Below are 22,963 nucleotides of genomic sequence, written 5' to 3'. Positions count from 1 at the left end.
TAATTTTGTTCTGTCATCAGTGCTTAAGCTAAGTAAAGTAAATAGCCAACATTCTTATGTTAGCAAATATTTCTTATACTACCATTTCCCTACAGTAAACATCTTGTAAATTCTATACCTGTTTTATCCTATGTTAATTTGTTGATTAGAAAATAGAATCGATAATCAATTCATTGGTACTTAACATTTATTTACATCATATTAATCTTACATCTTTTTCTATATATTAACAACGACTTTCAGCCAACAATAAGAGCAAAAAAGAGACAAGTATTATACCGCAGCCTATCGCTCATCCTCAAAAAACAGGCCCAGCAAGCGACTTAACACCTATTTTGTCAGGATTGAAATATTAAGGGTAATACACAAATAATTCATAATTTTAGTATAGAATAGAATTGCAGTTTTCATGGCTATGTACTATACTTATAGTATTAATATACAGTTGGACAAGTTGTCAGCTGCAATAATAAAACACTAATAACAAGAGAGGTTAAGATGAAGGGTAAAAAGCAAATCGATAATTCTTCCATGAGTTTGGGGCAGCAAAGGCGCCTGGAGAAAAAAAGAGAAGTGGAGAGAGTGAAACGGAATGCACTCTTAGGTAAAGTAATTTCGTATTCATTAATTGTACTGATTTCCGCAGGTCTTGTTGGTGCATTGGGCTATTCTATCTATCGTAATGTAACAAAAATTAAAGCTAGCAGTGATTATAGCACATATTTAACAGACGATGGACTTATAAAAGACGTGACTGCAAATGAACTTGTAGATTTGACTGATTATAAAAACATAACTGCTCCTTTAAGCGAAATAGAATATACGGATGAATCCGTTGAAAAAGATATCAAATCTCTTTTGGAGGAGCACAAAGAGTTATCAAAAGAAACCGATGCTGCCATTAAAGATGGAGACAAGGTAAATATTGACTATGTTGGCTCTGTTGATGGTGTAGAGTTTAGCGGCGGCAATACCGATGGAAAAGGTGCTGATTTAGAAATCGGTTCCAACAGCTATGTGGATGATTTTGAAACTCAATTAATCGGCCACAAAATAGGTGATAAGGTAACCGTTAATGTTACTTTCCCTGCTGATTATTCCAGTGCTGACCTTGCAGGTAAAGATGCTGTATTTGAAGTAGTAATCAATGGAATTTATGTAACACCCGAATTTACAGATGCATTTGTAAAAGAAAATCTATCTGAAAATGCATCTACTGCTGCTGAATACAAAGAATATTTAAAGAAAACAAATTATGATAAAAATTTAGATACCTGGCTGGAAAAGTATCTATTGGAGAATACAACTGTTAAATCATATCCTGCAAAATATTTTAATCACTTAAAATCTATCAAGAAATATGAAGATCAGATGTCTGTAGATTACATGAACAATCTATATTCCTCAATGGGTTATAACCAGACTACGACCTTTGAAGAATATGTTGGCATGTCAGAAGCAAAATACGATGCCAAGTTAGAGGATGCTATTAAAGACCGTGCAAAGAAAACCCTGCTGTATCAGGCAATCTATGAAAAAGAAGGACTTTCTGCTTCCAAAGATGATTATGCTGCTTACTTTGATGAAGATTCCACCGGCGGATATGACGCACAGGTAGAACAGCAAGGTGTTGGTTATGTAATGCAGCAGATAATTGACAAAAAAGTATTGGATTATGTGAAAGACTTGGTGACAGTTAAGTAAATTAAGCTGTATCTTGAAAATTAAGAATGATATGAAAAATAAGGCAGACCCTATTTAGTTTTACTTGGTTCTGCCTTATTATTTTATCAAATTATCCTTTGAATTTACTTTAAAAATATCATGAGCACAAAGACTTATTTTCTAAAATTCCAAATATTAGATAAATAATACTAAAAATTTGTATGTTCAATCTCCACATTTAAAAGATTAAACGGGAGTCTAATTTCATAATTACTGGGTAAATGAGAATAATAACTTTGTGCATCTCTTTTTAGTATCACATAAGTACTACTCTCTAATAACAAGAAATAATCAGAAGTTGAATCAATTATTTCATTCAATAATTCAAATACAATACTAATTCCTTCTGAAACATAATTTCTAAATATTTGAATTCCTACACATATATCTGCATTGAAACTATATTCATCTTTTACAAAATCCAAACCTATCCTTTCATCAAGATCAATAATAAGAGTCATGCAATATGTACATAAACTAATACTATCTTCATCTTCTTTTAAAGTAATATCTATTTTTTGTTCTAATAGCTTTTTCAGAAATATAGCATATTCCATTTTTGAATTTTTACTTTTTATATATAATTCACAGTCCATAATTTATCACCTCAGTTATTAAAAACATCTATAATTTTAACATCTTTTATGATTTTTAAATCATCTACTTCACCAGCATAATCATCTAAATTTAGTATTATATTAGAATTTTGATTTTAAACACCTCGTTGGGAAAATTTGAAAAACATAGGATTTTCCTTTTGCCCTGATAACTGTTTGGATTGCTATTGTCTCCTGTTCGTCTTCCGGTTGCTTTTTCAGAAAAATGTCGCATATAGGCCAGTTTTTTCATATTCCTCAAGTCGCACAACCGCAACCATTTATAACTTCCTGAACTATAAGATTCTCACCCTATTTTACTACAAAAGCAGGGATGAACCATGGGGTCGAAAATGATGCAGGTTAAAGAGCCGGGGGGCAAAAATCTCTCTGTTCGAATTACATCAGCCCGCAATACGGGTTGAGATCATCGGGGTCGTATTCATGGCATTGGGGTCGTTACCGGGGTCGTACTTCATAAGATGAATTAATATCAAATTTTAATGCTTTCTGTGTAAGTTAATTGAAATAATACAAGATATTTTTGGGTTTGAGGAAACTAGTGTAGCATTGCTTGAGTTATATAATCTAGATAATAATAAAACCCTTGAATTAGGTACAGATATTCTTGAAAATAATAAAGGCGATGATTATTTGCAATCTACCGTTTTTGATATTATATCTGATATTTACTTGTCTCTAATCTTTTGATATATTCTAATTCATCTTCCATACAACGACCTCCATTAATATTCATAAATTATAACTAATGGACTTTTTTCCTCTGGTATTGGCTCCTGGTATTTCAAGCTCAAAAACACACTTTATTATTAAACTAACCCCAAAAGTTTGAACTAAAATTAAACTTTGGGGGTCAGTTCATTAGCTGGTCAATTGGCTATGAGGCTTATGCCGCTAAACTAATTATGGCTTTTACTTTTTTATTTCTTCAATTTTAACTCCAAGTAACTCGAAAGGAATTTTAAAATAGTAGTAATCATCAAGATATGACGTATAGTAATTATTATTTTTTTTCTCCAAAATTAAGTTTGAGCCATCTCCAATTAAGAGTAAATTGTAATCTGTATTCTTAACAATTTCATTTATAGTCTTAAAAAGTATCACTAAAGCATGATCTCTAAACTGACTAAACACTTGAATTCGTGCACTTGTATCTGCAACAAAGTTAAAATCTTCTTCAATAACCTCTAGCCCGACCTCTTCTTCTAAATCTACCGATATAGTCATACAGTCAAGACATAAATTAATAGAATCTTGGTCTTCAATAGATTTGAAGTTAATATTTAAATTTTTTTCTAAAATATGCGTTAAATAATAAGCATAATCTTTTTGAGTTTTCTTACTAAATAACAACAATTCAAACTCCATATTATATCTCCTTAATCAGTGAAAATATTAATAATTTTTCCATCTTTAATAATTTTTAAATCTTTTAATCTTTTTAGATCACCACTAGGAGTTGCCTTTTGCTTAATCACAGTTATCAATTCATCAAAGTTTCCAGCATAATCATCTAAGTTCAGTACTATATTAGGTGTTTGATTTTTAGTTTTACCTGACAATTCTCTGACAATTGTTTTCGTACTTGTTTCGGCTTTTGGAGCATAAGAATCATACACTTTATTTTCGATAAGAAGATCTGGATTAGATGTTTGTTTAACACCATAACCATTACCACCTGGTACTTCGTCTAGCATTTCAACTTTATAACCATTTTGAGAAAGTAAATCCGCTGACTCATTTTGCCTAATATATCCAGGCGTATCATTTGGTGCATAATTTCCTTTTGGCTTGGCGTTTGAATCAGGTAAGCCACTAGGCTTTGTAACCTTCCCCGTCCCCTCACTACTACCATGCCCTTCACCAGACATCAGATTCAGCCCATCACTAACCAGATTTTGAGCACTTTTTAAAGCTATACCTCCCCCAATGCTCATGGTTGCAACACCTGCTGCTGTTAATGGTACTCCAGCAACAGCACCTACTCCGGTGGAACTCAAAGCGGCACCTCCTGCTCCTCCCATCGCACCAAAGATAAATGCACCGGTTCCGGCAACCATTATGGCGAGGTCTGTTACCGTCTTTCCTAAGTTAAATGCTTTTTTATCCAATTGAAATGGTTCTGCGGCTCCACCTAATGCCTGTAATAATCCGCCAAAGGCATTATTATCTATTGCTACTGCTGCACCTACCATAAAATCATTTATATCCATCAAAGGATTATAGAAGATTTTTATTATATCCAATAAATTAACATTATCATCTTTCGTACCATTGTTCAAGCCGGAAATATTCGTCCCTATGTATTCCAGCAATCTGGCTGCCGTTACATTTAATAAATAAATTCCTACTCCTTGTGCCATTTTGATACAATCATTAAGCATTTTTATTTTATCTGCAACTTCAAGCATTTTTATATATTCACGTTCATACCAATCCTTAATTGTATTTTTAAGGGAGTCGAACTTCATTTTTAGCTTTGCCAGCGAGGCAATACATAGAAGCAATATTGTTTTATTCGCATCCGTTAACAAATCTAGAAGCTTGACCCACCACTCTTCAAGTCTGCTAGCTTTCTGATGCTCCAGAGAATACTCACCTTGTCCGGCAATGGCATCTGCCACATCCTGATCCATCCTCTCTGCAATTACAAGGAGATTTGTAATCTCCTCTGAAAAATGGTAAAAAGTCTCGGATTTCTGTCTTAAGGCTTTGATTTTATCTCTAACAGAATCGGCTGCCTGAAGCAAATATCCGGAAGAGTCTCCTGTCACATTATCTATATCATTAACAATCGTTTTTTCCAAGTCTTCACTATATTCCAATGCTTCTTTTCCCAAGTCATTGGAATAACGTGCAATAGCTTCCAGCTCTTCATAATTCAATATAAAATCTGACATGCAACACTTCCCTTCATTTATCATTGATTATACAAACGCTCAAATTTTTATTCCAACCTTATTTTCTGAGCGGTTTCATAAACGGACTGATACTTACTATCTGCTATCTGCATATTTCTTGACATAATTTGAATTACCTCAATATATTTAGAAATATTTTTCTCCCATTCTGTCCCATACTTTTCAAAGAATGCATCTCCTGCCTGGGTATCCCACCCATCTTTAATATCCTCCACCGCAACGGACAGCTTTGCTTTCAGATCTATCATACGCTGTGCTTGTTCCTGGTAGGTTAACTTTGTCCTATTTAGCATTTCTTCATTGATTTTTAGCATTTATTCACTTCCCTTACTGGTTGTTTTGAATTAATAATGCTGCCATACCCTCCATGGTGCGAATTTTTGCTTTCGCCTCCTCTGCCTCTTCTGCTCTACCCATCTCGGACAGAATCGCACCACGGATTGCATACAATTCCCCTGAATCCTCTCTTACTTTAAGAATATAATCCGAGAGCTCCAGTGCCTTTTCATACATTTTCAAGTCCTTCAGGCATAGCATACGGAATACATAAGCATCCAGATTATTGGGATTTTGTAATGAGTACTTGCGTAATTTCTCAATCCCCAGCCTGTACAATTCATCTGCTTCTGTTTCTCTGTTTAGCATACGCAAACAGTAAGGTTCATAATAATAAGCCGGCAGGGTATAATCCCCCATTGTATTTATATCTTTAAGTGAACGGGCACAGGACAATGCCTGATCATATTCTCCCATGGTGATATAACAGTTCATCAATAAGTATTCCGCTTCAGGATCAGCTTCAGGCGGAACCTTCGCATTGGAGGCTGCAACTGCATTTTTTAAACTTTCAATTGTCCCCTGCATATTCCCCTGCAGTGCATAAATCTGCGCATGCTCTATTGCACTCCTGCGCTTGTCTATTTTACTCTCTGTTCTGTTTCCTTCGGTCTTTAATAGTTCCAAGGCTTCTTCGAAACGGTTTTGATTTGCATAAAGATTCGCCTGGTCAAGAATAAAATCCGGATCCTCCGGGAAATTATCGATTGCTATCTTCACTGCCTTATGCGCTTTATCAAACTCTTTCATATCCGAGTACAGGCGGATTATCATATGATATCCCTCCGCATTATCAGGGCATTCCGTTGTCATATCATCCAGAGTTTGAACCGCTTCGTAATATTTTTTCTGTTTTATGTAAAGCATTGCTTTTTTGAGCCGTATTTCACCTCTAAGCGGTGCCTTGCTAATTGCTTTTGTATAGTTTCTGAGGGCTAAAATTGCATCCCCCTCTTCTTCATACAGGATTCCCATATTATAAAATATCTGTGAATCATCGTATCCGTTTGCAATTGCCTGGTTATAATACTGGATTCCTTTTACCTTTTCACCTTTCAGTAAATTAATGTTACCCAGATGAAAATAAACCTTTCCATCTTTGCTGTTAACCTTTATCGCTTTTAAAAACGCCTCTTCAGCCTCTCCGTATTCTTCCATATTGGTATACGCAATTCCCATACCAATATAAATTTCGGGATTAAACGGATCCTCATTCTCTGCTTTTTTGAAATACTCCAGTGAATTTTCACTTTTTCCACTTACCAGCAGCACTTTTCCCTGATTTATATATTCAACAGCCAGTACCTCATTCATATCCTGTCATCCCTTTCCTTCTAAAAAAACATATCAGTTGAATTTTAAGGTCTTATTACAAATAAAAAGCTTTATCTTATGGAGTTTTATATTGCTTGGAAAAATACAAAAACACAATTCAATTTCTTCTATTATTTCTCTCTGCAAAAATAGTATTAATTTACGGTTTTCTTTCCTGTAGTGGTAGCAGCAGCGCGTGTTCTTTCCGCTTCTCTTCTTTGTTCTTCTCTGCGCTCTGCCTCTCTTCTTTCCTCTTCCAATCGTCTTTCTTCAGCCCTTATTGCGGCTTCCGTAGTACTTATCTGATTTTTTAAACTGTTAATTTGTGCTTCCAGCTCTGTAATCTTGTTTTCGGTAACTGATTTTTCATTTAACAGACTGGACTTTGCAGAAGACAGCTTGGAATCTGAGTCCGGATCTTGCTCCCGTTCCTTTTCAACTACATCAGAAAGCTGTGTCATATTGCTGCTTCCCTTAACTCCATCTAAGATCCCATAGGATATATATCCGGTACTTTTTGTAATACTACCGGCAAAGTAATCAAAATTGCTGCTTAAGTCAGATATTATTTTTTTTACATCCTTTAGACTTATCTTCTGCTTTTTCAGTTCTGCTTCTGCTTTTTTAAGGCTTTCATTATAGCTGGACAACGAAATTACCAAGCTGCTTAAATAACTCATGCCAAACTTCCTCTCTCCAATTCAAGAATCCATCATATTAATCTTTCTCTGCAAAAAATTAGTTTATAAGATTTTTACTTAGCTCCTGATCAGTTGTTCTGTATGCATTCAGACCATCAACCAGAGCATGATATAATTCATTTAAGATATCCTCGATATCTGTAAGCTGCAAAAAGATTTCATCATATTCTTTCTCGAAAGCCTGTCTTCCCTTTCCACTCCAATGCAGAAGTAATTCGGAAGTTGCCTGCTTTACGGTTGACCTTATATTGTTGTATTCCTTAATTCCCTCACCAAAAGCAAGAATAGCCGCATCCATTTTACTGGTATCAAGTTTCCTTATAATGTTTTCACTCATGATTATTCTCCATTTCAAGTATGTCTCTTACTTTATTTATACTGCTACTGACAAGGAAGACATCTTCTCGAACTTTTTAGGTTGAAAAATCCGAAATGGGCACTATCTGTACCCATTTCATACTAAATTAAAGCTAATATTTTATTAAATTTCCTCATCTGTTCCATATATGATTTTCTGTTTTTGAACACCTTTTTCCGTAATAAAATAAGAATCACCAAGTTCAATCTCTTTCCGGTACTGACGAATGTAATTAATTGCCACTTCTGTAAACTTGAGATTCGACAGGTCTTCAAACACAAAGGTATTTTTATTATCCTTCAGCAGCTTCAGAAGCTCAGAAGCACCATAAGCAACAGGTGCGTTCTCAACATCTGTAAATAAAAAGCATACCTTAAGCTGTCTGTAGTTTTTAAGTATATCTTTTAACATATCAATTGCATTTTTGCTGATACCATTAGCACTGTATATATTACTGTTCTTAATCACAGCAAACAGCAGCGGTTTATTTTGCAATGCTTCCATGCCGCTGTCCATTAATAACTCCAGTCTTTCTTTCAGTTCAGCGTTAATTTCTTCAAGTATTGGTTCAAACTCGTTGTAATCAACGGTATACTTTTCAACAATACCGGAAGCTTTCAAGGAACTCAGCCGTTTCTGATAATCGTCCACGATATAGGCTTTTACCGGGAATTCGAACATTCCCTGTCTGAGGTAATGGAAAATAACTTTTACCAGGTTTGTTTTTCCGCTTCCTTCACGGCCTGTTATGCTTATTAGCTGCATTTTCATGAAATCAATATAATTCAATTCCACAGAATCATAATCAATACCCACTGGAACACGGTATGAATTCTGCTTGTTGTATTTAAGATGCTTCATGATATATTCGTAATTTAACAGCTGCGGTACTTCAGGAATACGTCTTGCATATTGATCACCAAATCTTTCATTGATTTTCTTTACATATTCCTTAATACCTTCTACTCTGTCAATTTCCTTTTCACCCTGGAATGCAAGGTAAGTCTGATATTCATAAATATTTTTATTGATTTCCACAAGTCCTCTGCCCGGAACATTTTTAGGCTGAATTCGGCACTTATCAAATACTGCACGATATTCATCTGCGGTATTGCAGTAAAGACTGATGCGATTCGGAAAATTGCTCATGTATTTATAGCTGATTCCGCTGGTTTGTTTTACTGTAACAACCATACTTATACCAACGGAATTGCCTTCTCTGCAGATATTGATAATATATTCCTCATAATCCGGATACAGCTCTTTCAAAGCCAGGAAGTTATCCACCATTACTATGATATTGTTCATATCCGTATACCCTGCCTCTTTATAAGAGCTGAAGGAGGTAATACCGATTTTCGAGAACTTTTCTTTTCTCTCTTTTATTTCTGTATTAAGCATTTTAATAAGATTCTTTAGCTTCTCATCATCGGCCGCCAATACAATGCCTCCTAAATGATTCAGTCCATCAAAAACACTTAAGGCCATAGAACCGAAGTCCAGTATATAAAGGGATACTTCATCAGGTGTGTATTTATCTGCAATACCTCGTATTATTGTCTGGAGCAGACAGGTCTTTCCATATTGTGAAGAGCCAAGAATGAAAGTATTTCCGTTCTGAATATCTATGGACACTTCCTTCTGCTGCTGATTATTTGGATCATCATAGATACCGAGCTTAACAATAGTCTGCAGTGCCTGCTGCCTATCAAATGTATCTTCATAAACGATTAGATCTGCAAGAGGCGGCATGCATATTCCGGGGAGCTGTTCTATACGTCTGTTCTCACAATAGTTATGTATATAATTCACCACAGCTTCTAACTGCGTCTCTGATTCTTTCGTAGCAGTTCCCTTTTTACTGATATAAACAGGCGTCCTTTTTCCAGATAGGGAAATACTGGAGATAACATGTTCTTTCTTCATGGCAGACTCGTCCATATTGGTGGAAGCTCCGCTGTAGGCGGACTGGAAGAGTTCAAAAATTTCATTATTGCCTACCTGCAGATATGCTCGTCCCGGCTCTTTGATTTCTGCCGCCAGAGGTGTTTTCAATACTTCGTTACTGTCCTCTTTATTCTGAACCTTTAAACACAGTTTAAATTTGGAATTGGACCAGATCTGAGCATCAACAACACCGCTGGGTTTTTGGGTAGCAAGTATCAGATGAACACCAAGGCTTCGTCCAATTCTTGCCGCACTGATAAGCTCTTTCATAAAATCCGGCTGATCCATCTTAAGCTCGGCAAATTCATCCACTATTAATATCAGATGGGGAAGTGGTACCTGAACTTCTCCTTTCTTAAACAGTTTAATATATGCGTCTATGTGATTAACGTTGGCAGCTGCAAACAATTCCTGGCGCTTTCTGAGTTCCGCTTTGATTGAAAGAAGCGAACGATCAATCTCTCTTCCGTCAATATTGGTAATAGCTCCGATGAGGTGGGGAAGATTCTTGAACTGATTAACCATACCTCCACCTTTAAAGTCAATGATTACAAAGCCTACTTCATAGGGATGGAACAGCGTTGCCATGGATAAAATATAGCTCTGTAAAATCTCACTCTTACCGGAACCGGTAGTACCGGCCACCAGACCATGGGGTCCATGATGCTTTTCATTCAGATCCAGGTAAACAACGTCCTTTTTGGAGTTAACCCCCAAAGGCGCTGCCATGGATTTATAAACTTCAGAGGTATCCCATCTTCTATCAATCTCCAAATCATCAACATTAAGTATACCCAGCAGTTCATACAGAGAAATATTTTTTGTAAGGGAGCCTTCCAGACTGACCTCTTCACAATAGACAGGTGACAACTTAACAGCTGCATTCATTGCAATATTGTCATTGATATATTCATATCTGAAGTTATTGACTTTCGTTGAATCTGCCTTGTCTATCAACTTACCCAGATATTCATTGCGGTTTAATATAATGATTTTCTGGCAGCCTAATGGCAGCAGCTCTTTGTATTCCTCGAAAAAGATAAAAGTTACACCTAAATCTTTTGCTTTTTCTATATACTGGGATATTGGATGACGTTTCATTCCAATTTCATTGTAAACAAATACTACAATCCTGGGATTGACGGTATCCGAATTTTCCCTTCTGGATAATTCTTTATAAAGATATTCAAACAGAATATTCCTGCTTTCTTCATTGCAAACAATATTTCGAATACCCAGATCATCGTTTTGCAGATGCGGCAGCAAACGAATCCATTCTATATTCTTAGAATATTCTTCTTCAATAACGAAGAATACCTTCACATCACTGTAATACTGTCTAATACAAATATCTAAAAGGATATTCTTACACAGCTCCCTGATATACATCTCAGCACCAACAACTCCTACTGCGCCACAATCAGTAAGCCTTAATATAACCGGGGCATCCTTTAGCAGGCGATATTCCTCCGTAATCTGCTCCGGAATCACAGCCATGGAATCATCGGATTCAAATCTCTCAAGTTTTTTATATTCTATCTGTCGCATGGATTCGGACTCACCGATTCCCAGCCTGACATCCAGAAAATCTTCATCCTCATAGCTTCTGTTAAAGAGGTCTCCGGAGAAATCCTCCACCAACCCCACTTCATTTTCAAGAGAATAATAAGTACTGCTGACGATTTGCAGCTCTTCTTTCCTCTTATCCTCAATTTCTCCACGTTTTTTTTCTATATATTCTGAGTACATTTTCTTTCTGTCTTTTGTAGATTTTCTATATTCCTTGTCCTCATCGATCATACCGTAAACGGAAGTTATAATACCTATCCCCATGGAGCAAACGCTAAACAGGACAAAGGAACCGCCACCTCCCATAACACCACGCAGGACAACCGTCAATCCCAGTGATGCAAAAGCTGGTGCCAGTTTCATAATAATATTTCTTTTGGGTTTATTTGGCTGCTGGGGAGGGTCCAGTATTGATATCTTCTCATCCGGAATCAGTGAAATAATTCTGGTATTTCTGTTAAATTTAGGATACTCAAAATGACTCTTGGCATCACCTTTAACGCCATAAAGCAATGATGGGATGTCCAGGCTGCTCATGGAAGAGGTATACAGCTTTCCTTCCTTATAATAAAAACTGAAACCAAGTATAGAGAAGAAATCATAATCCTTTATCTCTGATTTCTGTCTTACTTTTAAACCATTTACATATAATCCGTATTTCGTGCCATTATCTGTAATTAAAAGCCTGTCCTGTTCCCTGACAAGTGTAATAGAATCAGATCCTATCAGCTCATCTCTTAAAATAATATCGGAATTTTCATTTCCCCCTATTGTTACCTGGTGGCTGTAGGAGATATCTATTTCTTTTGCATAATCTCTTTTCTCAAAGTCAAAATCCATTACAAAGCTTACTCTGAAAATTTCCTGATTGGATTTTTGATATTTTAGGAGAAAATCATCGCCATGGGATAATTCCCTGCTAACCAGCTTCATGACTCCATCCGAGGATATGTAGATATTTTCATCACATCTTATCATCCACTCCCCATTGTTATTAGTGAATCTAATTTCAAAGTCCTCAAAAAATTTCTCTTTACCCAAACGAATATCGTTATGCTTAAAGGTTCCCAGCGTTATTTTTTTACTTTCTACCGGCAGTTCGACTTCTTTATAAATCCGCTTGCTGAATATAATAATTTTATATCGCTTATCCACTGATACATCCCCTATTCCGTAATATTAATTGTTGTACCGTTTCTCATTCCATACTCTGCTATTGATTTATTCCCCTTTAATAAAGCAATTGGATTTTCTGTTTTAAGATAACATTTCGATAGGTCTCCAGTGTTAATCCCAAGTTGAAATCCTTCATTTAAGCCTATGATCAGCTCATTCACCGTAATGTCCAGCGGTAAATCAACATCAATCTTTATATTCTTTTTATGTATGTATAAAATTGCCGTAATTCTATCACTGTTCATAAAAATCTCCTCCTTTCACATTAGATGAACATAAGCGCAAGTTTTTGAATACTCCGGTTATTCGCCGGGACTCTCTCTTCTGAATCGTTGTTCTCTGACCAGCATTCTATGTATTCACTAACCCTGCAGATATTCGCCATATAACCACTTAGCAGGAAATTTTCCCTATCCTTCCTGTATTTGTTACATACAAAAACAAATCGGTCATTATCTGAACAGTCTATATTTCGTAACAGACACTCTAATTTATACACTGCGTTTTTGTCCTGCCCGGCAAGGATAATCGTATGGTCTGCTACCCCCATAAGTCTGGATAGATCTTCTGTAAAACCAGTCGCTCCATCCACAATAATATAATCATAATCCTTGGAGTCCCGGATACTATTTAATAAATTAACATAATCTTCCACTTTTATGTTCAATGAGGGAAGTGACAAGTGAAACGGAGGTAAGATATCAAAGGTTCGGTTAATAATCCTTGTTTTCACAGCCTCATAGACATATTCACTCTTATCAATCATAAGTTTTTCTGTTCCGCTCTCCATAAAAGGCAGCTGAGGTATAACGCTTCCTATAGTCTGCAGACTGTCAATTCCTATGAACAATACTTTTTTCTGATATTTAGCAAGGGCTTCACACAATGCGGCAGACACTGTAGTTTTTCCTATTCCTCCTATGGGTGAATACATCATAAGTATTTTCGTTTCTTCCTTTGTGTTTAAAGTTTCCGATCTGGCGGAAGATTTACCAATAATCTCAGCGTATATCTCTTTGACACTTGTATACTTATATATCCGGTTTGCATCCACATCTCCGGTACTGTTATTTAATAATTCCTGTTCCGTAAGTAGGAATACACTGGCAATATTATGACGTTCCAGCTCAGCATCGTATAGTTCTTCATTTATTATCAATATATCCACTCTCTGTGGTACCGAAAAATATTCTTTCAGATAGCCAGGATCTGTTATAACGATAAGGTCTGCTTTATCTTCCAGTCCATCGATAAATTTACGTTCCAGAGGCATTAGATATTTATCATCTGTATCTGCTAATACTATTTTTATATTTGCCATTTACGACTTCCTTTCAAAAACTGTTTCTTTCATAAACAATGCTGTATCTCTCAGAGTATGTCCTATTTGTTCTTTTTACCAAAGGTAAAAAGCTTTTTAACACCGGCAAGCATATCATTGCCGTCTGCTGTCCCTGAGTTCATTCCATCTTTTCTCTTAAACCCGATCCGGTGTTTCTGTCCAGTATAACCGTTTGCCTGCATATCCTTAAGGTATTCCTGAATCTCTTCCGTGTTAAAAGCTACATTGCCAAGATTCTCACAGAGAGATGTAATATAGGGATTTCGATTGTTATAGGCATTCAGGATTACTGAAAGATGTGCTTTAAGTTCTGCTTCAAAAATACCGTAACTAATACTGTCTGATTCATGATTAACCGGCAGGTAGATCAGATTAACATTATAATTATCACAATCTACAAAGATATGGTCAGGTGATATTAATACATTCTCGCATTGCATAAAACCGTTGCTCTTAACCATGATAACTGCATCAAGAAGCTGTACCAGCAGCGGAAGCATTTCGACAAAATTCAGACCTGGCATAAGGGTCTCCAAGGTCTTAAACCTTGCTGTATCATATATCAGCTTATCCTTCCCGTTGTGTGAAACCTTGGTGCATTTAATAAATCCGTTTTTTTCCTGTCCCATTAATACTTTATATCCCACAGAATAAAACAACGACGGTGATTCCAGAATATATGCATGGTTCTGTGTGTCCTTTATTTCAGTTACTCTATCCATGACACTCATGATTATTACCCCCTATATTTAACTATTTTCTGCTGTTAGACTTTTTTAATTTTGTATGCTTCATTATGATTCGGTTCAGTTCTTTCTCTGCTTTTTCTTCCTCAATGGTTTCAGGTCCGGCAGGATTTGACAGAATCCATAAAATAAATGCATAATACTTTGGAACATCTGATTTCATTATTTCGATTTCTTCCATTGTGGGATAATAATGTAACGTTGAAAATTCAATATTATCAACAATTGAGAACAAGTCATCCATTTTTTCATGTGTCATGGTAACGTAATTCCTATCTTTCATAATTTCGATATTTTCTTCTAAAATCTTCAAATTTATCCTCCCATTCCATCATATGTTCGTGATAAGTAGTTGTTTGATTTTTCCCGTGCTGTTTTGAATAGTATAATGCCTGGTCACATTTTTCTATCAGTTCCTGTGCAATAGCGCCTCTTTGATTATTCTCTATTAACCCAATGCTGACAGTAATTGGTCTCTTTGTCCTGACCCATTCGGCATTATGCTCATAAGTTATCTCACTAAAGCTTTTTCTTACTCTTTCCGCTATTCTAAAGGCCTCGTCATCAGTTGTTTTCGGTAAAACCACCGCTATATCTTCACGGCCATACCGGAACCCCGTATCCTGATTGCGACTGGCTTTTTTTACTGTATTGACCAAAGTTCTCAAAACATAATCACCAAAGGGCTGACCATAGGTATCTTTTACGAACTTAAAATTATCAATATTAATAATTATAATACAGAAAGGTGCCATTAATTTGGTTCTTTCCTCCACTTCTTCATAGAAGGCTCCGCTGTTATATAACCCTGTCATGTCATCTCTTTTAGACTTATCCATAAAAAACTCTGATTTTGCACTGATGGACAGCGTCTCTTCCGTATATCTCTTTATTATCATAAATATCTGAACCAGCCCCATAAGAAAGAGCATCAGGTTTAACAATATATTTGCATTAAAAGGTATTATGAACATAGAACTGACCAGTATAATGACCATGAATACGAAGGTGATGATACTCTCAAGTTTAATCATTTCGATATCTTTTTTTAAGGTAATTGCAAAAAGCGGAACAATTAAAAGTATAGAGGCAGGAATAAAATTACTGCAAATAATAGCGTCAACCCCATAAAATAAAGTGATGATACTTAATGAGAATATAAGCTTTTCCTTATCGGTTATGTCATCAAAATTAAGATAACTGTCACGCCAAAACCACAGGAGCAATTTACAAATAACAGGAATAAACGCAAATAAAATTCCCAGCACTCCTATATGAAAGAGAAAAACTATTGTATAAAAAAATACTGAAAAAATTAAATTCAAAGTCAGCAGTTTGCCGAAAAAAATGTTGAAATTACTCTCCTTCATTTCAAACTCCTTTACCATCTGTACTTTTTTAATAAACCGTTTTAAAAAAAACAAAACAAAACATAAACTTTTTATACATTAACAAACAGTAATATAAAATAAATTAGAATTAGGATAAATATGATGGATATGGCTATGAAAACAGGTTTCAAATTTAAAGGGGATCTTTTTTTGCCTCTTTCATCAAACATTTCAGTAATTTTTATACCCGTCGGTTCATGGCTGTTAATATATCTTACCAGCCAGACAATTGTTACCAAGATAGCAACGATAACAAAATAGCCGTAAAAAAGCCTAATAACTACTAATAAATTATGTAAATTAAAATCCTTCTGTAAAGTTTGCAGATCATGCATTTTTGTTATGTCCTCCAACTATTTTTCAATATACTTAATATGACAGAAAACGAAATAATAATGTCGATTAATCGGATAAAAAACTTATAACCTTTCAAATACAAAAAGCTCCTTCACTTTTCAGACAGTTATGCAGAGAAGTGCCGGAGCTTTATATAATTATTCACTATTGAGTCTTATAGGTAGTATCAATTTTATTGAAGATATAGTTGTAATCCGGAGTGTATCCGGCTTTCGCAGCTTCCTCCACACTTCCAAAGTATGCGATTGCCTGAAGCTGCACCAGGTTACTGTCTGCGATTTGAGATTCATAACAGTATTTTTTCTTATTATCACCATCAAGGTATCCAATTACATGTACTTTTTTAATAATCTTAAGCCCTGAAATCTGAGCATTTCTGACCTTGGCCTGTCCTGAAAAATCTACATCCTTCATGATCAGTATCAGGCTTGGGCTGTCAATTTTATTAAGTCCGCTGGAGGTCTGAGCAGAGGGAATATATACCGTATAATCCTTGTCGCTTCTCAGTTCTGCTATGGCATCAATATTCTGTGTAATAGCATTTGTAATCCTGGTATTTATAGCTCTTGAAACCGTTTCTTTGCTTAAAGACATACTTTGACTCGGTACGCCGCCTTCACTGGGGGTTGTTTTAATACTGCCTATATCTGCATAAGCTACACCGCTTGTTAAAGCCATTGTATTTGCATTAACTCTTATCCATTTTTCTGTTCCCAGACATACAGCTATTTCAGATGCCAGTTTATCATTATCATCATAGGTCTTAATGGTATAGGGCAGTTTAGGAGACCAGTTAAATTCATATGTATTGCTGTGTGCCTCCCCCGTTTCATTGACCTCTGACATGAGTGTTATATAATAACCGTCATTTGTAGCTAATAGTGCCGTTGCAATACTGTCTTCAATATATTTCAGATTATCTTCATATAAAGACATATCGTAATTCATGCACATCATTTCTTCAAAGGCAGGCAAGCACAAATTAGGACTGAGGGTTGTCTGATTCATGTCCTGATAGGAAAGTTCACTGTTTACGCTTGCCAGAGAATAATGAAAGGCCATTTCTCCCGAATATTCTATTGCTTTTGACAGCCTGTCCGTATCATACTCCGTTGTAGCAGTTTCCAATTGTATATAAAATGTAGTAAGCATAACAAGCAGACAGCATAATGCAACGAAATTAAATACCATAAGCCAGTTCTTCAAGATGCACAGCTCCTTTCTGCTATCAGATTTCTCTTACCTAATTTCTACTATCTAATATCTGTTATTCAATCTGTTATTTAATGTCTGTATCTATTTTTATTATCTGCGATGTCTGTTTTCTAATTTCTTTTAAATAATGTCTGTTATTCAATGTCTGTTATTTAATGTCTGTATCTATTTCTATTATCTGCGATGTCTGTTATTTTATTTTGAATTTTATTGTTTTGGAATTTCCTACTTTATCGGTTACTACCAAAGTGTAGGATCCTTTTGCAGATATCTTCGTTCCGTTCTTTATCACCTTATTATTCAATTTAGCGCTTTTAATACCAGATTGTTTATCACTGAACTTAATGGTTTTTGTAGATTTATAGGTTTTTCCGTTAGCAACCCCGGAAACTGCCGGTGCGGTTTTATCTATATTTGTTACTTTTACTGCATACAATAAATAATTCCCAAGGTAATCACGTATTCGGAATGTATACGTTCCATTGGAAGTGGCAGAATAACTATTCCCGGTTAATGCTTTTGTAACATCGCTATTATAGGTTGACCAGGTATAATAATCATTGATCTGTGCTTTTGGAACAATACCTTTAGTAACCAAAAGTTCAGAATATTCAAAGGGGATATCCAAGGTTATCCTGACATCTCCTTTTGTAAGTGAGGTTACATTTTTCCAGGCATCTAAAACATAAGGTGTCTTTTTTACTTCCAGAGAGGTTATTGTTGTACTTCCCTTCATGGTAATATAATATGTTCCTCTTTCCAATACTCTCGTTATGGTATTATAGTCTGCTCCCTGAGAATTATAAGTCTGCTCTACGATATTTGCATCCATGGAGTTCTTTAATACACAGGTAGAACCACTTAAATTGATATCCTTTAAATCCTTAAAATTAAAGCGAATAGTTACAATACTTGGTTCAGTTATATCGAAGCGGTAATAATCAATAGGAGCTGTAACGCTTAGAAAACCGGTCTCGGCTTTATTAAAGGAAACAATATTTGGATTTATTTTTGAGGATGCGTAGACACGCTCCGTGCTATTAGCTGTTTGACCGACAATGCAGGCACCAACGGTAGTAGCAACATAGGAATAATTATTATTGACTGCTTTTAAGGAATAGTTGAAATAGTAAGTTCCGGCATCCAGTAAAATTAAATGATAATTTTTTTCCGTTGTAAGGGTTGCCTGGGATCCCACCAGGTCGATTCCTTTTACATCTCTGGAAAACCAGATAACCGGATTAGTGACTTCCGCAGTTTTCCAATTCAGGTATGCCTTTACGACAGTAGGTTCATTGATAACAACTTTACCGACTCCCGATATACCTACAAAAGCTATAAACTGGTTGGTTGCCGGATACTGCAAATTATCCACTGAGGTTGTATAGGTAATGGGCATTTCAGTAGAAGGAGAAATATCTGCCTTTACTTTTTGCGGACTTATCGCAAATATGATAGTAAGACATAAGATTAGTCCTATTATTTTCGCAGTGAAACTGTTTTTTTTCATATCGTATCCTCCATTTTTTATTAGTGCACCATTTTGGCCATAGTCAAGGAATAATTTTCATCATCCACTCCGATAAATATGCTTAATATTTTCTGATATGCAGATTCCGATTTTTCTACCAGCTTAATCTGTACCACATCTCTTTGATTTAACAAGCTGATATCATCAGCTGCTATATAAGTGGTGTTAACAACTCCGTCTTTTTCCAGTGTCGCGGTCTTTACAAGCCTGTTAATCTGCACATCAAGTACCATACCATAAGATGAAACCTTGAGATAGAATTTATTCAAGTCATCATTGGTTATAGACTTTTTATCCGTTACTACATCTAAAAAACTTGTTACTTCATTCAATAGCTGTCTTCTGTTCTCCATCTCGGTGACACAGTAGGAATTCACCAGCGGGGCAAGGATTAACATGAAAAACACTAATATTAGAGAAATTATTCTTGATAAAAAACCTTTCATTTACATCTGACACTCCAAGCCCGAGTATCTTCCTCCTTTCTCCTTCATCTTCGTGACGGTGGTTATTCTTACTAAATTTTACCATTTATAGATTTCATATCGGCAGCCATATTGCTAAATATTTTTTGTCTGACAATTCTTTTCTGCAAATTAATTTGAAACTGCAAAATTAAAAAAGGAATTTTTTGTTTTTCCGTTATTATCTGTCTCATACTCATATGTAATTATATATCTTGTATCCTTATCATCGTCCAGAATAGCACCTGCCATATATTGGCCATATATTGTCAGGTATTCTTTATAAGTATAATCAATATTAAATTGGGTTCCATGCACTTTCAGGCTCTTGGGAGCCGGCATATTGGAATCCTGTATCTGGGTAATCAACATCAGCTCTGCTTTCGAAAGACTTGCATCAAAGGCTCCGTATTCAGTTAAGACATATGCATTGTTCTTAATTGTTGTATTTTTATCCTGCATATAAGCTTCGTTATATCCGTAGGCTCTTTTATTGGTCATAAAGGTAGAAGAGACTCCTGTAACGATACAAAGTGCTAAGACTATCATCAGAATACCTATATCCAGGACTTCCATTGCTTCGTTTTCCATATATCAGTACTCCTTCTATTGTGTCCAAACAGCATATAAGGTAAATTCTCCAAACAACACAAGATTTTTCACTTTTTGTCCATTGGTGTAGGTCGCATTTCCCCCTTTTGTTATGGACCAGCCTGCAAAATTATATCCTTGTTTGTAATATGTGTTTTTTGTCAATGGCTGTCCTTCACCCGAACTACCGTCGGTATAATCATCATAGACGAACTCCTGACTGGCCATACGCCCACTGCCGCCATTAGCATCAAACTTTACAGTGTAAGAATAGGGATAGATAAATAAATGATACTGTCCTAACATTTCATCATATATGGTTTCCAGCTTAACCCTGCCCTGAAGATGCTCCAGCAGACACGGACTGTCACTGATTAACTCATATTTACCATGTACATTATCACATATAAAGCAAGTCAGGTCGTGAATTTCCGTAGAATTATACTGTGTTAGTGAATATACTGCAGCAGTCGGCAATACTACTTTGCCGTAAGACAATGATCTCAAATTGGCATTGTTGGTTTCTAATTCCGCTTCTGCCATCGTTGTATAAACTTTGTCTCCCATCTGCTTCCCAACATTGATGCCATAAATTACATAAACAAGCAATATGGAAATGAAACCCATCATTACACCGATTTTAACTACATCAATGCCTTCATATCCAAATCCACGCTGCATCTGTCTTCCTCCTATTGTGCTTCAAACCTGTATATTTTCCTTAGTTTACTTTTATCAATGGTAACAAAGAAGTTATCATAGATATCGTCCTTCATTACTTTATTTACAAGATAATCCTGTGTCCATAAAATTGTAGGAAATTCTGCCAGTCCCGGGTTCTGAAGATATGAAAGGTATAGATCATTGGTTATTGGAAATGTTTTGGCATCTATCGTTATATAATAATCATATTGGTTATCATACTTTAAAATGAATTCAACAATATCATTACCAGATACACTCTCACCATGTTCAAATAAATAATCTGCCGCTTCATTACGCAGCAATTCTCCCTGATTGGTTATCCAGGCTTCCCGGTTATATAAATGTCTGGCAGTTATTGATAAGAAGAACAGGATTATGCAGAATATACCCATGGCTGCCATATTTACTGCCAATCTGATAACATCCTGTAACTCTTCTCTTCTCATATAATTACCTGTGCCTTTCTAAATTGATAACTACGCTAATATCTGATAAATGCAATACCAGTAACAGTTCCGGAGGAATCATTATCATAAAATTGAAGGTCTTTAACATCATCTCCGTTGTAAATCAGGTACGGATGAAACAGTGCATTCAAATCAATACCTCTGTCAGCTGACATTAATGCTTCCATGGTATAATTTGAAGGATTCTGTTCTGCATCCTTTCTGGTCAGATGAATGGGCTTCCCTGAAGCATTCGGTATATCTACATAAACTTCAATGCTACCATCTCTATAATTTCTTATAGCTTCCACAACATCATCGGCGTATAGACACTCACTCTTATAAGCTGCATCATCAAATATATCTGAAAAGCCGGTTTCATATTTACCAAATTCCCGGTACTGCCTGATATTATGAGCTGTTACAATCTTATTGTTCTTAACTTCGGCAAAATCATTTTTTATGCCTACAAAGTTAACGACAAAAACTAAAAATACAGCAATAGTTAAAAATTCAACACCGATAGTAATCATTTCCTCCAGTGTTTCTCTTGTCATATCAACCACTCCTTAAAAAAACGAGTTGGGAACAACTGACTTTCCCAACCCATCCTTTAGTTTGTACACAGCGTCTTAGTTAGATGATGTCTGAACAAATACAACACCGCAAGTAGAACCGGTAGAGTCCTTGATTAAGGTAGACATATACTTGGCACCTGTAGGTATAAATTCTCCCTGGCCCTGCTTTCGCATGTTAGATACCTGATTGTAATATTGAATAGAACTGTTTTCTGTTACAAATGTACCCTTTGTCACAAAAGCTCCATTTTCCATAACTAGATCTGCATTTTCAAGAACGGCGTTATAATTTACACCCCAGAATTTATCAACACTATCTCCTTTGCTATTAGTTGCTGACAAACCTTCCAAATTAATTTGTTTTACCTTATCTTTTCCCACTTTCGAACCTGTCATATCCAAACCTGGACAACTTGTTGCAGAATCCTTATTATCAACCATACTTCTAGTTGTCACAATAATTGCAAATGGTTTACCCTCAAAATTTGAGTATGCTGCTTTTACCTTAGTACCCAATACTGTCTGCTGGTCATAATCTTCAAACTCCGATTGCTCCACCGTATTAAGCTGAGTCGTCACCTTATCAGCACCTGAATTTGTTATAGATTTACCAACTGTAAAAATTGTAAGACCGATTACCAAAACAAAACCAAAGGCAAATAATGCCGTTCCTAGTTTCGATAGGTCAATACTCTCGTCTCCCATTCCTGCCATATTATTATCATTCCTTTCTTTTGTTTAATTTTTGCAGATATAAGTTATTATCCTGGGAAGTAATAATAACCGGACCGGCTGCTGATGTTAAGGCCGGTTTGTTTTGTTTGTAATTCTATAGTTAATATGATAGAGATTTTTTAAAACTGTATTTTTTCTCCGATTTTTAGAGCTTAATTTTTAAACTTCAACACTATTTTACTTAATTACAACTTTTTC

The 22,963-nt window shown here is 35.7% G+C and carries 22 protein-coding genes; 1 reads left to right on the top strand and 21 read right to left on the bottom strand.

Features of this window, described 5'->3' with window-relative positions; all coding sequences use genetic code 11:
- Nucleotides 1-498 precede the first annotated feature (498 nt).
- The gene (locus tag BR73_RS27385) at nt 499-1,704 is read left to right on the top strand and encodes an FKBP-type peptidyl-prolyl cis-trans isomerase (RefSeq protein WP_051685139.1); all 1,206 of its coding nucleotides are present in this window, start codon (nt 499-501) and stop codon (nt 1,702-1,704) included.
- Nucleotides 1,705-1,874: 170 nt separating this feature from the next.
- Here BR73_RS27385 and BR73_RS0111100 read toward each other — a convergent pair whose 3' ends face one another.
- The 21 genes from BR73_RS0111100 to BR73_RS0110995 all read right to left on the bottom strand — a co-directional run bounded on the left by BR73_RS0111100 (nt 1,875) and on the right by BR73_RS0110995 (nt 22,744).
- Nucleotides 1,875-2,321, bottom strand: a complete 447-nt coding sequence (locus BR73_RS0111100; RefSeq protein WP_033165579.1) for a hypothetical protein — start codon at nt 2,319-2,321, stop codon at nt 1,875-1,877.
- A gap of 933 nt (nt 2,322-3,254) precedes the next feature.
- On the bottom strand, nt 3,255-3,710 hold the full coding sequence (locus tag BR73_RS0111095) for a hypothetical protein (RefSeq protein WP_033165578.1): 456 nt from the start codon (nt 3,708-3,710) through the stop codon (nt 3,255-3,257).
- An 11-nt stretch (nt 3,711-3,721) separates the two neighbouring features.
- Complete coding sequence (locus BR73_RS27380; protein ID WP_051685138.1) at nt 3,722-5,242, bottom strand: hypothetical protein; 1,521 nt, start codon at nt 5,240-5,242, stop codon at nt 3,722-3,724.
- A 47-nt stretch (nt 5,243-5,289) separates the two neighbouring features.
- Complete coding sequence (locus BR73_RS0111085) at nt 5,290-5,577, bottom strand: WXG100 family type VII secretion target (protein WP_033165577.1); 288 nt, start codon at nt 5,575-5,577, stop codon at nt 5,290-5,292.
- Nucleotides 5,578-5,590: 13 nt separating this feature from the next.
- A complete protein-coding gene (locus BR73_RS0111080; RefSeq protein WP_033165576.1) occupies nt 5,591-6,913 on the bottom strand; it encodes a tetratricopeptide repeat protein in 1,323 nt (440 codons plus the stop codon).
- A gap of 155 nt (nt 6,914-7,068) precedes the next feature.
- On the bottom strand, nt 7,069-7,593 hold the full coding sequence (locus tag BR73_RS0111075) for a hypothetical protein (protein ID WP_033165575.1): 525 nt from the start codon (nt 7,591-7,593) through the stop codon (nt 7,069-7,071).
- Between the two features lie 58 nt (nt 7,594-7,651).
- On the bottom strand, nt 7,652-7,951 hold the full coding sequence (locus BR73_RS0111070) for a WXG100 family type VII secretion target (protein WP_033165574.1): 300 nt from the start codon (nt 7,949-7,951) through the stop codon (nt 7,652-7,654).
- A gap of 144 nt (nt 7,952-8,095) precedes the next feature.
- Nucleotides 8,096-12,643: a type VII secretion protein EssC gene (essC, locus tag BR73_RS27375; RefSeq protein ID WP_051685137.1), complete on the bottom strand. Its 4,548-nt coding sequence runs from the start codon at nt 12,641-12,643 to the stop codon at nt 8,096-8,098.
- 11 nt (nt 12,644-12,654) lie between these two features.
- On the bottom strand, nt 12,655-12,909 hold the full coding sequence (locus tag BR73_RS0111060; RefSeq protein WP_033165573.1) for an EsaB/YukD family protein: 255 nt from the start codon (nt 12,907-12,909) through the stop codon (nt 12,655-12,657).
- A 20-nt stretch (nt 12,910-12,929) separates the two neighbouring features.
- Complete coding sequence (locus tag BR73_RS0111055; RefSeq protein ID WP_033165572.1) at nt 12,930-13,985, bottom strand: AAA family ATPase; 1,056 nt, start codon at nt 13,983-13,985, stop codon at nt 12,930-12,932.
- A 62-nt stretch (nt 13,986-14,047) separates the two neighbouring features.
- Nucleotides 14,048-14,737 carry a DUF6382 domain-containing protein gene (locus BR73_RS0111050; RefSeq protein WP_033165571.1) on the bottom strand — a complete coding sequence of 230 codons (690 nt, stop codon included), beginning with the start codon at nt 14,735-14,737 and terminating at the stop codon, nt 14,048-14,050.
- Between the two features lie 22 nt (nt 14,738-14,759).
- The gene (locus tag BR73_RS0111045; protein ID WP_033165570.1) at nt 14,760-15,065 is read right to left on the bottom strand and encodes a hypothetical protein; all 306 of its coding nucleotides are present in this window, start codon (nt 15,063-15,065) and stop codon (nt 14,760-14,762) included.
- Nucleotides 15,025-16,122, bottom strand: a complete 1,098-nt coding sequence (locus tag BR73_RS27370; protein ID WP_051685136.1) for a GGDEF domain-containing protein — start codon at nt 16,120-16,122, stop codon at nt 15,025-15,027. Before BR73_RS27370 ends, BR73_RS0111045 begins: the two co-directional genes overlap by 41 nt.
- Before the next feature lie 522 nt (nt 16,123-16,644).
- The gene (locus BR73_RS0111030) at nt 16,645-17,706 is read right to left on the bottom strand and encodes a hypothetical protein (protein ID WP_033165568.1); all 1,062 of its coding nucleotides are present in this window, start codon (nt 17,704-17,706) and stop codon (nt 16,645-16,647) included.
- A gap of 199 nt (nt 17,707-17,905) precedes the next feature.
- On the bottom strand, nt 17,906-19,225 hold the full coding sequence (locus tag BR73_RS0111025; protein WP_033165567.1) for a hypothetical protein: 1,320 nt from the start codon (nt 19,223-19,225) through the stop codon (nt 17,906-17,908).
- A 20-nt stretch (nt 19,226-19,245) separates the two neighbouring features.
- The gene (locus BR73_RS0111020; protein WP_156034692.1) at nt 19,246-19,578 is read right to left on the bottom strand and encodes a hypothetical protein; all 333 of its coding nucleotides are present in this window, start codon (nt 19,576-19,578) and stop codon (nt 19,246-19,248) included.
- A gap of 264 nt (nt 19,579-19,842) precedes the next feature.
- On the bottom strand, nt 19,843-20,301 hold the full coding sequence (locus BR73_RS0111015) for a hypothetical protein (protein ID WP_033165565.1): 459 nt from the start codon (nt 20,299-20,301) through the stop codon (nt 19,843-19,845).
- Nucleotides 20,302-20,316: 15 nt separating this feature from the next.
- Complete coding sequence (locus tag BR73_RS0111010) at nt 20,317-20,982, bottom strand: InlB B-repeat-containing protein (protein ID WP_033165564.1); 666 nt, start codon at nt 20,980-20,982, stop codon at nt 20,317-20,319.
- Nucleotides 20,983-20,993: 11 nt separating this feature from the next.
- Nucleotides 20,994-21,452, bottom strand: a complete 459-nt coding sequence (locus BR73_RS0111005; RefSeq protein WP_033165563.1) for a hypothetical protein — start codon at nt 21,450-21,452, stop codon at nt 20,994-20,996.
- A 35-nt stretch (nt 21,453-21,487) separates the two neighbouring features.
- A complete protein-coding gene (locus BR73_RS0111000) occupies nt 21,488-22,009 on the bottom strand; it encodes a hypothetical protein (protein ID WP_033165562.1) in 522 nt (173 codons plus the stop codon).
- Nucleotides 22,010-22,084: 75 nt separating this feature from the next.
- Nucleotides 22,085-22,744, bottom strand: a complete 660-nt coding sequence (locus tag BR73_RS0110995) for a hypothetical protein (protein ID WP_033165561.1) — start codon at nt 22,742-22,744, stop codon at nt 22,085-22,087.
- Between the last annotated feature and the right edge of the window lie 219 nt (nt 22,745-22,963).

Source organism: Clostridium sp. KNHs205, from assembly GCF_000702945.1.
Classification (GTDB): domain Bacteria; phylum Bacillota; class Clostridia; order Lachnospirales; family Lachnospiraceae; genus Anaerocolumna.
Note: the sequence above shows the minus strand (reverse complement) of the source record. Positions and strands in the feature narration are given on the sequence as shown.

What these genes read in the sequence shown, in the direction of transcription:
- BR73_RS27385 (WP_051685139.1), top strand. Translation starts at nt 499, where the DNA reads ATGAAGGGTAAAAAGCAAATCGATAATTCTTCCATGAGTTTGGGGCAG.
- BR73_RS0111100 (WP_033165579.1), bottom strand. Translation starts at nt 2,321, where the DNA reads ATGGACTGTGAATTATATATAAAAAGTAAAAATTCAAAAATGGAATAT.
- BR73_RS0111095 (WP_033165578.1), bottom strand. Translation starts at nt 3,710, where the DNA reads ATGGAGTTTGAATTGTTGTTATTTAGTAAGAAAACTCAAAAAGATTAT.
- BR73_RS27380 (WP_051685138.1), bottom strand. Translation starts at nt 5,242, where the DNA reads ATGTCAGATTTTATATTGAATTATGAAGAGCTGGAAGCTATTGCACGT.
- BR73_RS0111085 (WP_033165577.1), bottom strand. Translation starts at nt 5,577, where the DNA reads ATGCTAAAAATCAATGAAGAAATGCTAAATAGGACAAAGTTAACCTAC.
- BR73_RS0111080 (WP_033165576.1), bottom strand. Translation starts at nt 6,913, where the DNA reads ATGAATGAGGTACTGGCTGTTGAATATATAAATCAGGGAAAAGTGCTG.
- BR73_RS0111075 (WP_033165575.1), bottom strand. Translation starts at nt 7,593, where the DNA reads ATGAGTTATTTAAGCAGCTTGGTAATTTCGTTGTCCAGCTATAATGAA.
- BR73_RS0111070 (WP_033165574.1), bottom strand. Translation starts at nt 7,951, where the DNA reads ATGAGTGAAAACATTATAAGGAAACTTGATACCAGTAAAATGGATGCG.
- BR73_RS0111060 (WP_033165573.1), bottom strand. Translation starts at nt 12,909, where the DNA reads ATGAACAGTGATAGAATTACGGCAATTTTATACATACATAAAAAGAAT.
- BR73_RS0111055 (WP_033165572.1), bottom strand. Translation starts at nt 13,985, where the DNA reads ATGGCAAATATAAAAATAGTATTAGCAGATACAGATGATAAATATCTA.
- BR73_RS0111050 (WP_033165571.1), bottom strand. Translation starts at nt 14,737, where the DNA reads ATGAGTGTCATGGATAGAGTAACTGAAATAAAGGACACACAGAACCAT.
- BR73_RS27370 (WP_051685136.1), bottom strand. Translation starts at nt 16,122, where the DNA reads ATGAAGGAGAGTAATTTCAACATTTTTTTCGGCAAACTGCTGACTTTG.
- BR73_RS0111025 (WP_033165567.1), bottom strand. Translation starts at nt 19,225, where the DNA reads ATGAAAAAAAACAGTTTCACTGCGAAAATAATAGGACTAATCTTATGT.
- BR73_RS0111015 (WP_033165565.1), bottom strand. Translation starts at nt 20,301, where the DNA reads ATGGAAAACGAAGCAATGGAAGTCCTGGATATAGGTATTCTGATGATA.
- BR73_RS0111010 (WP_033165564.1), bottom strand. Translation starts at nt 20,982, where the DNA reads ATGCAGCGTGGATTTGGATATGAAGGCATTGATGTAGTTAAAATCGGT.
- BR73_RS0111005 (WP_033165563.1), bottom strand. Translation starts at nt 21,452, where the DNA reads ATGAGAAGAGAAGAGTTACAGGATGTTATCAGATTGGCAGTAAATATG.
- BR73_RS0111000 (WP_033165562.1), bottom strand. Translation starts at nt 22,009, where the DNA reads ATGACAAGAGAAACACTGGAGGAAATGATTACTATCGGTGTTGAATTT.
- BR73_RS0110995 (WP_033165561.1), bottom strand. Translation starts at nt 22,744, where the DNA reads ATGGCAGGAATGGGAGACGAGAGTATTGACCTATCGAAACTAGGAACG.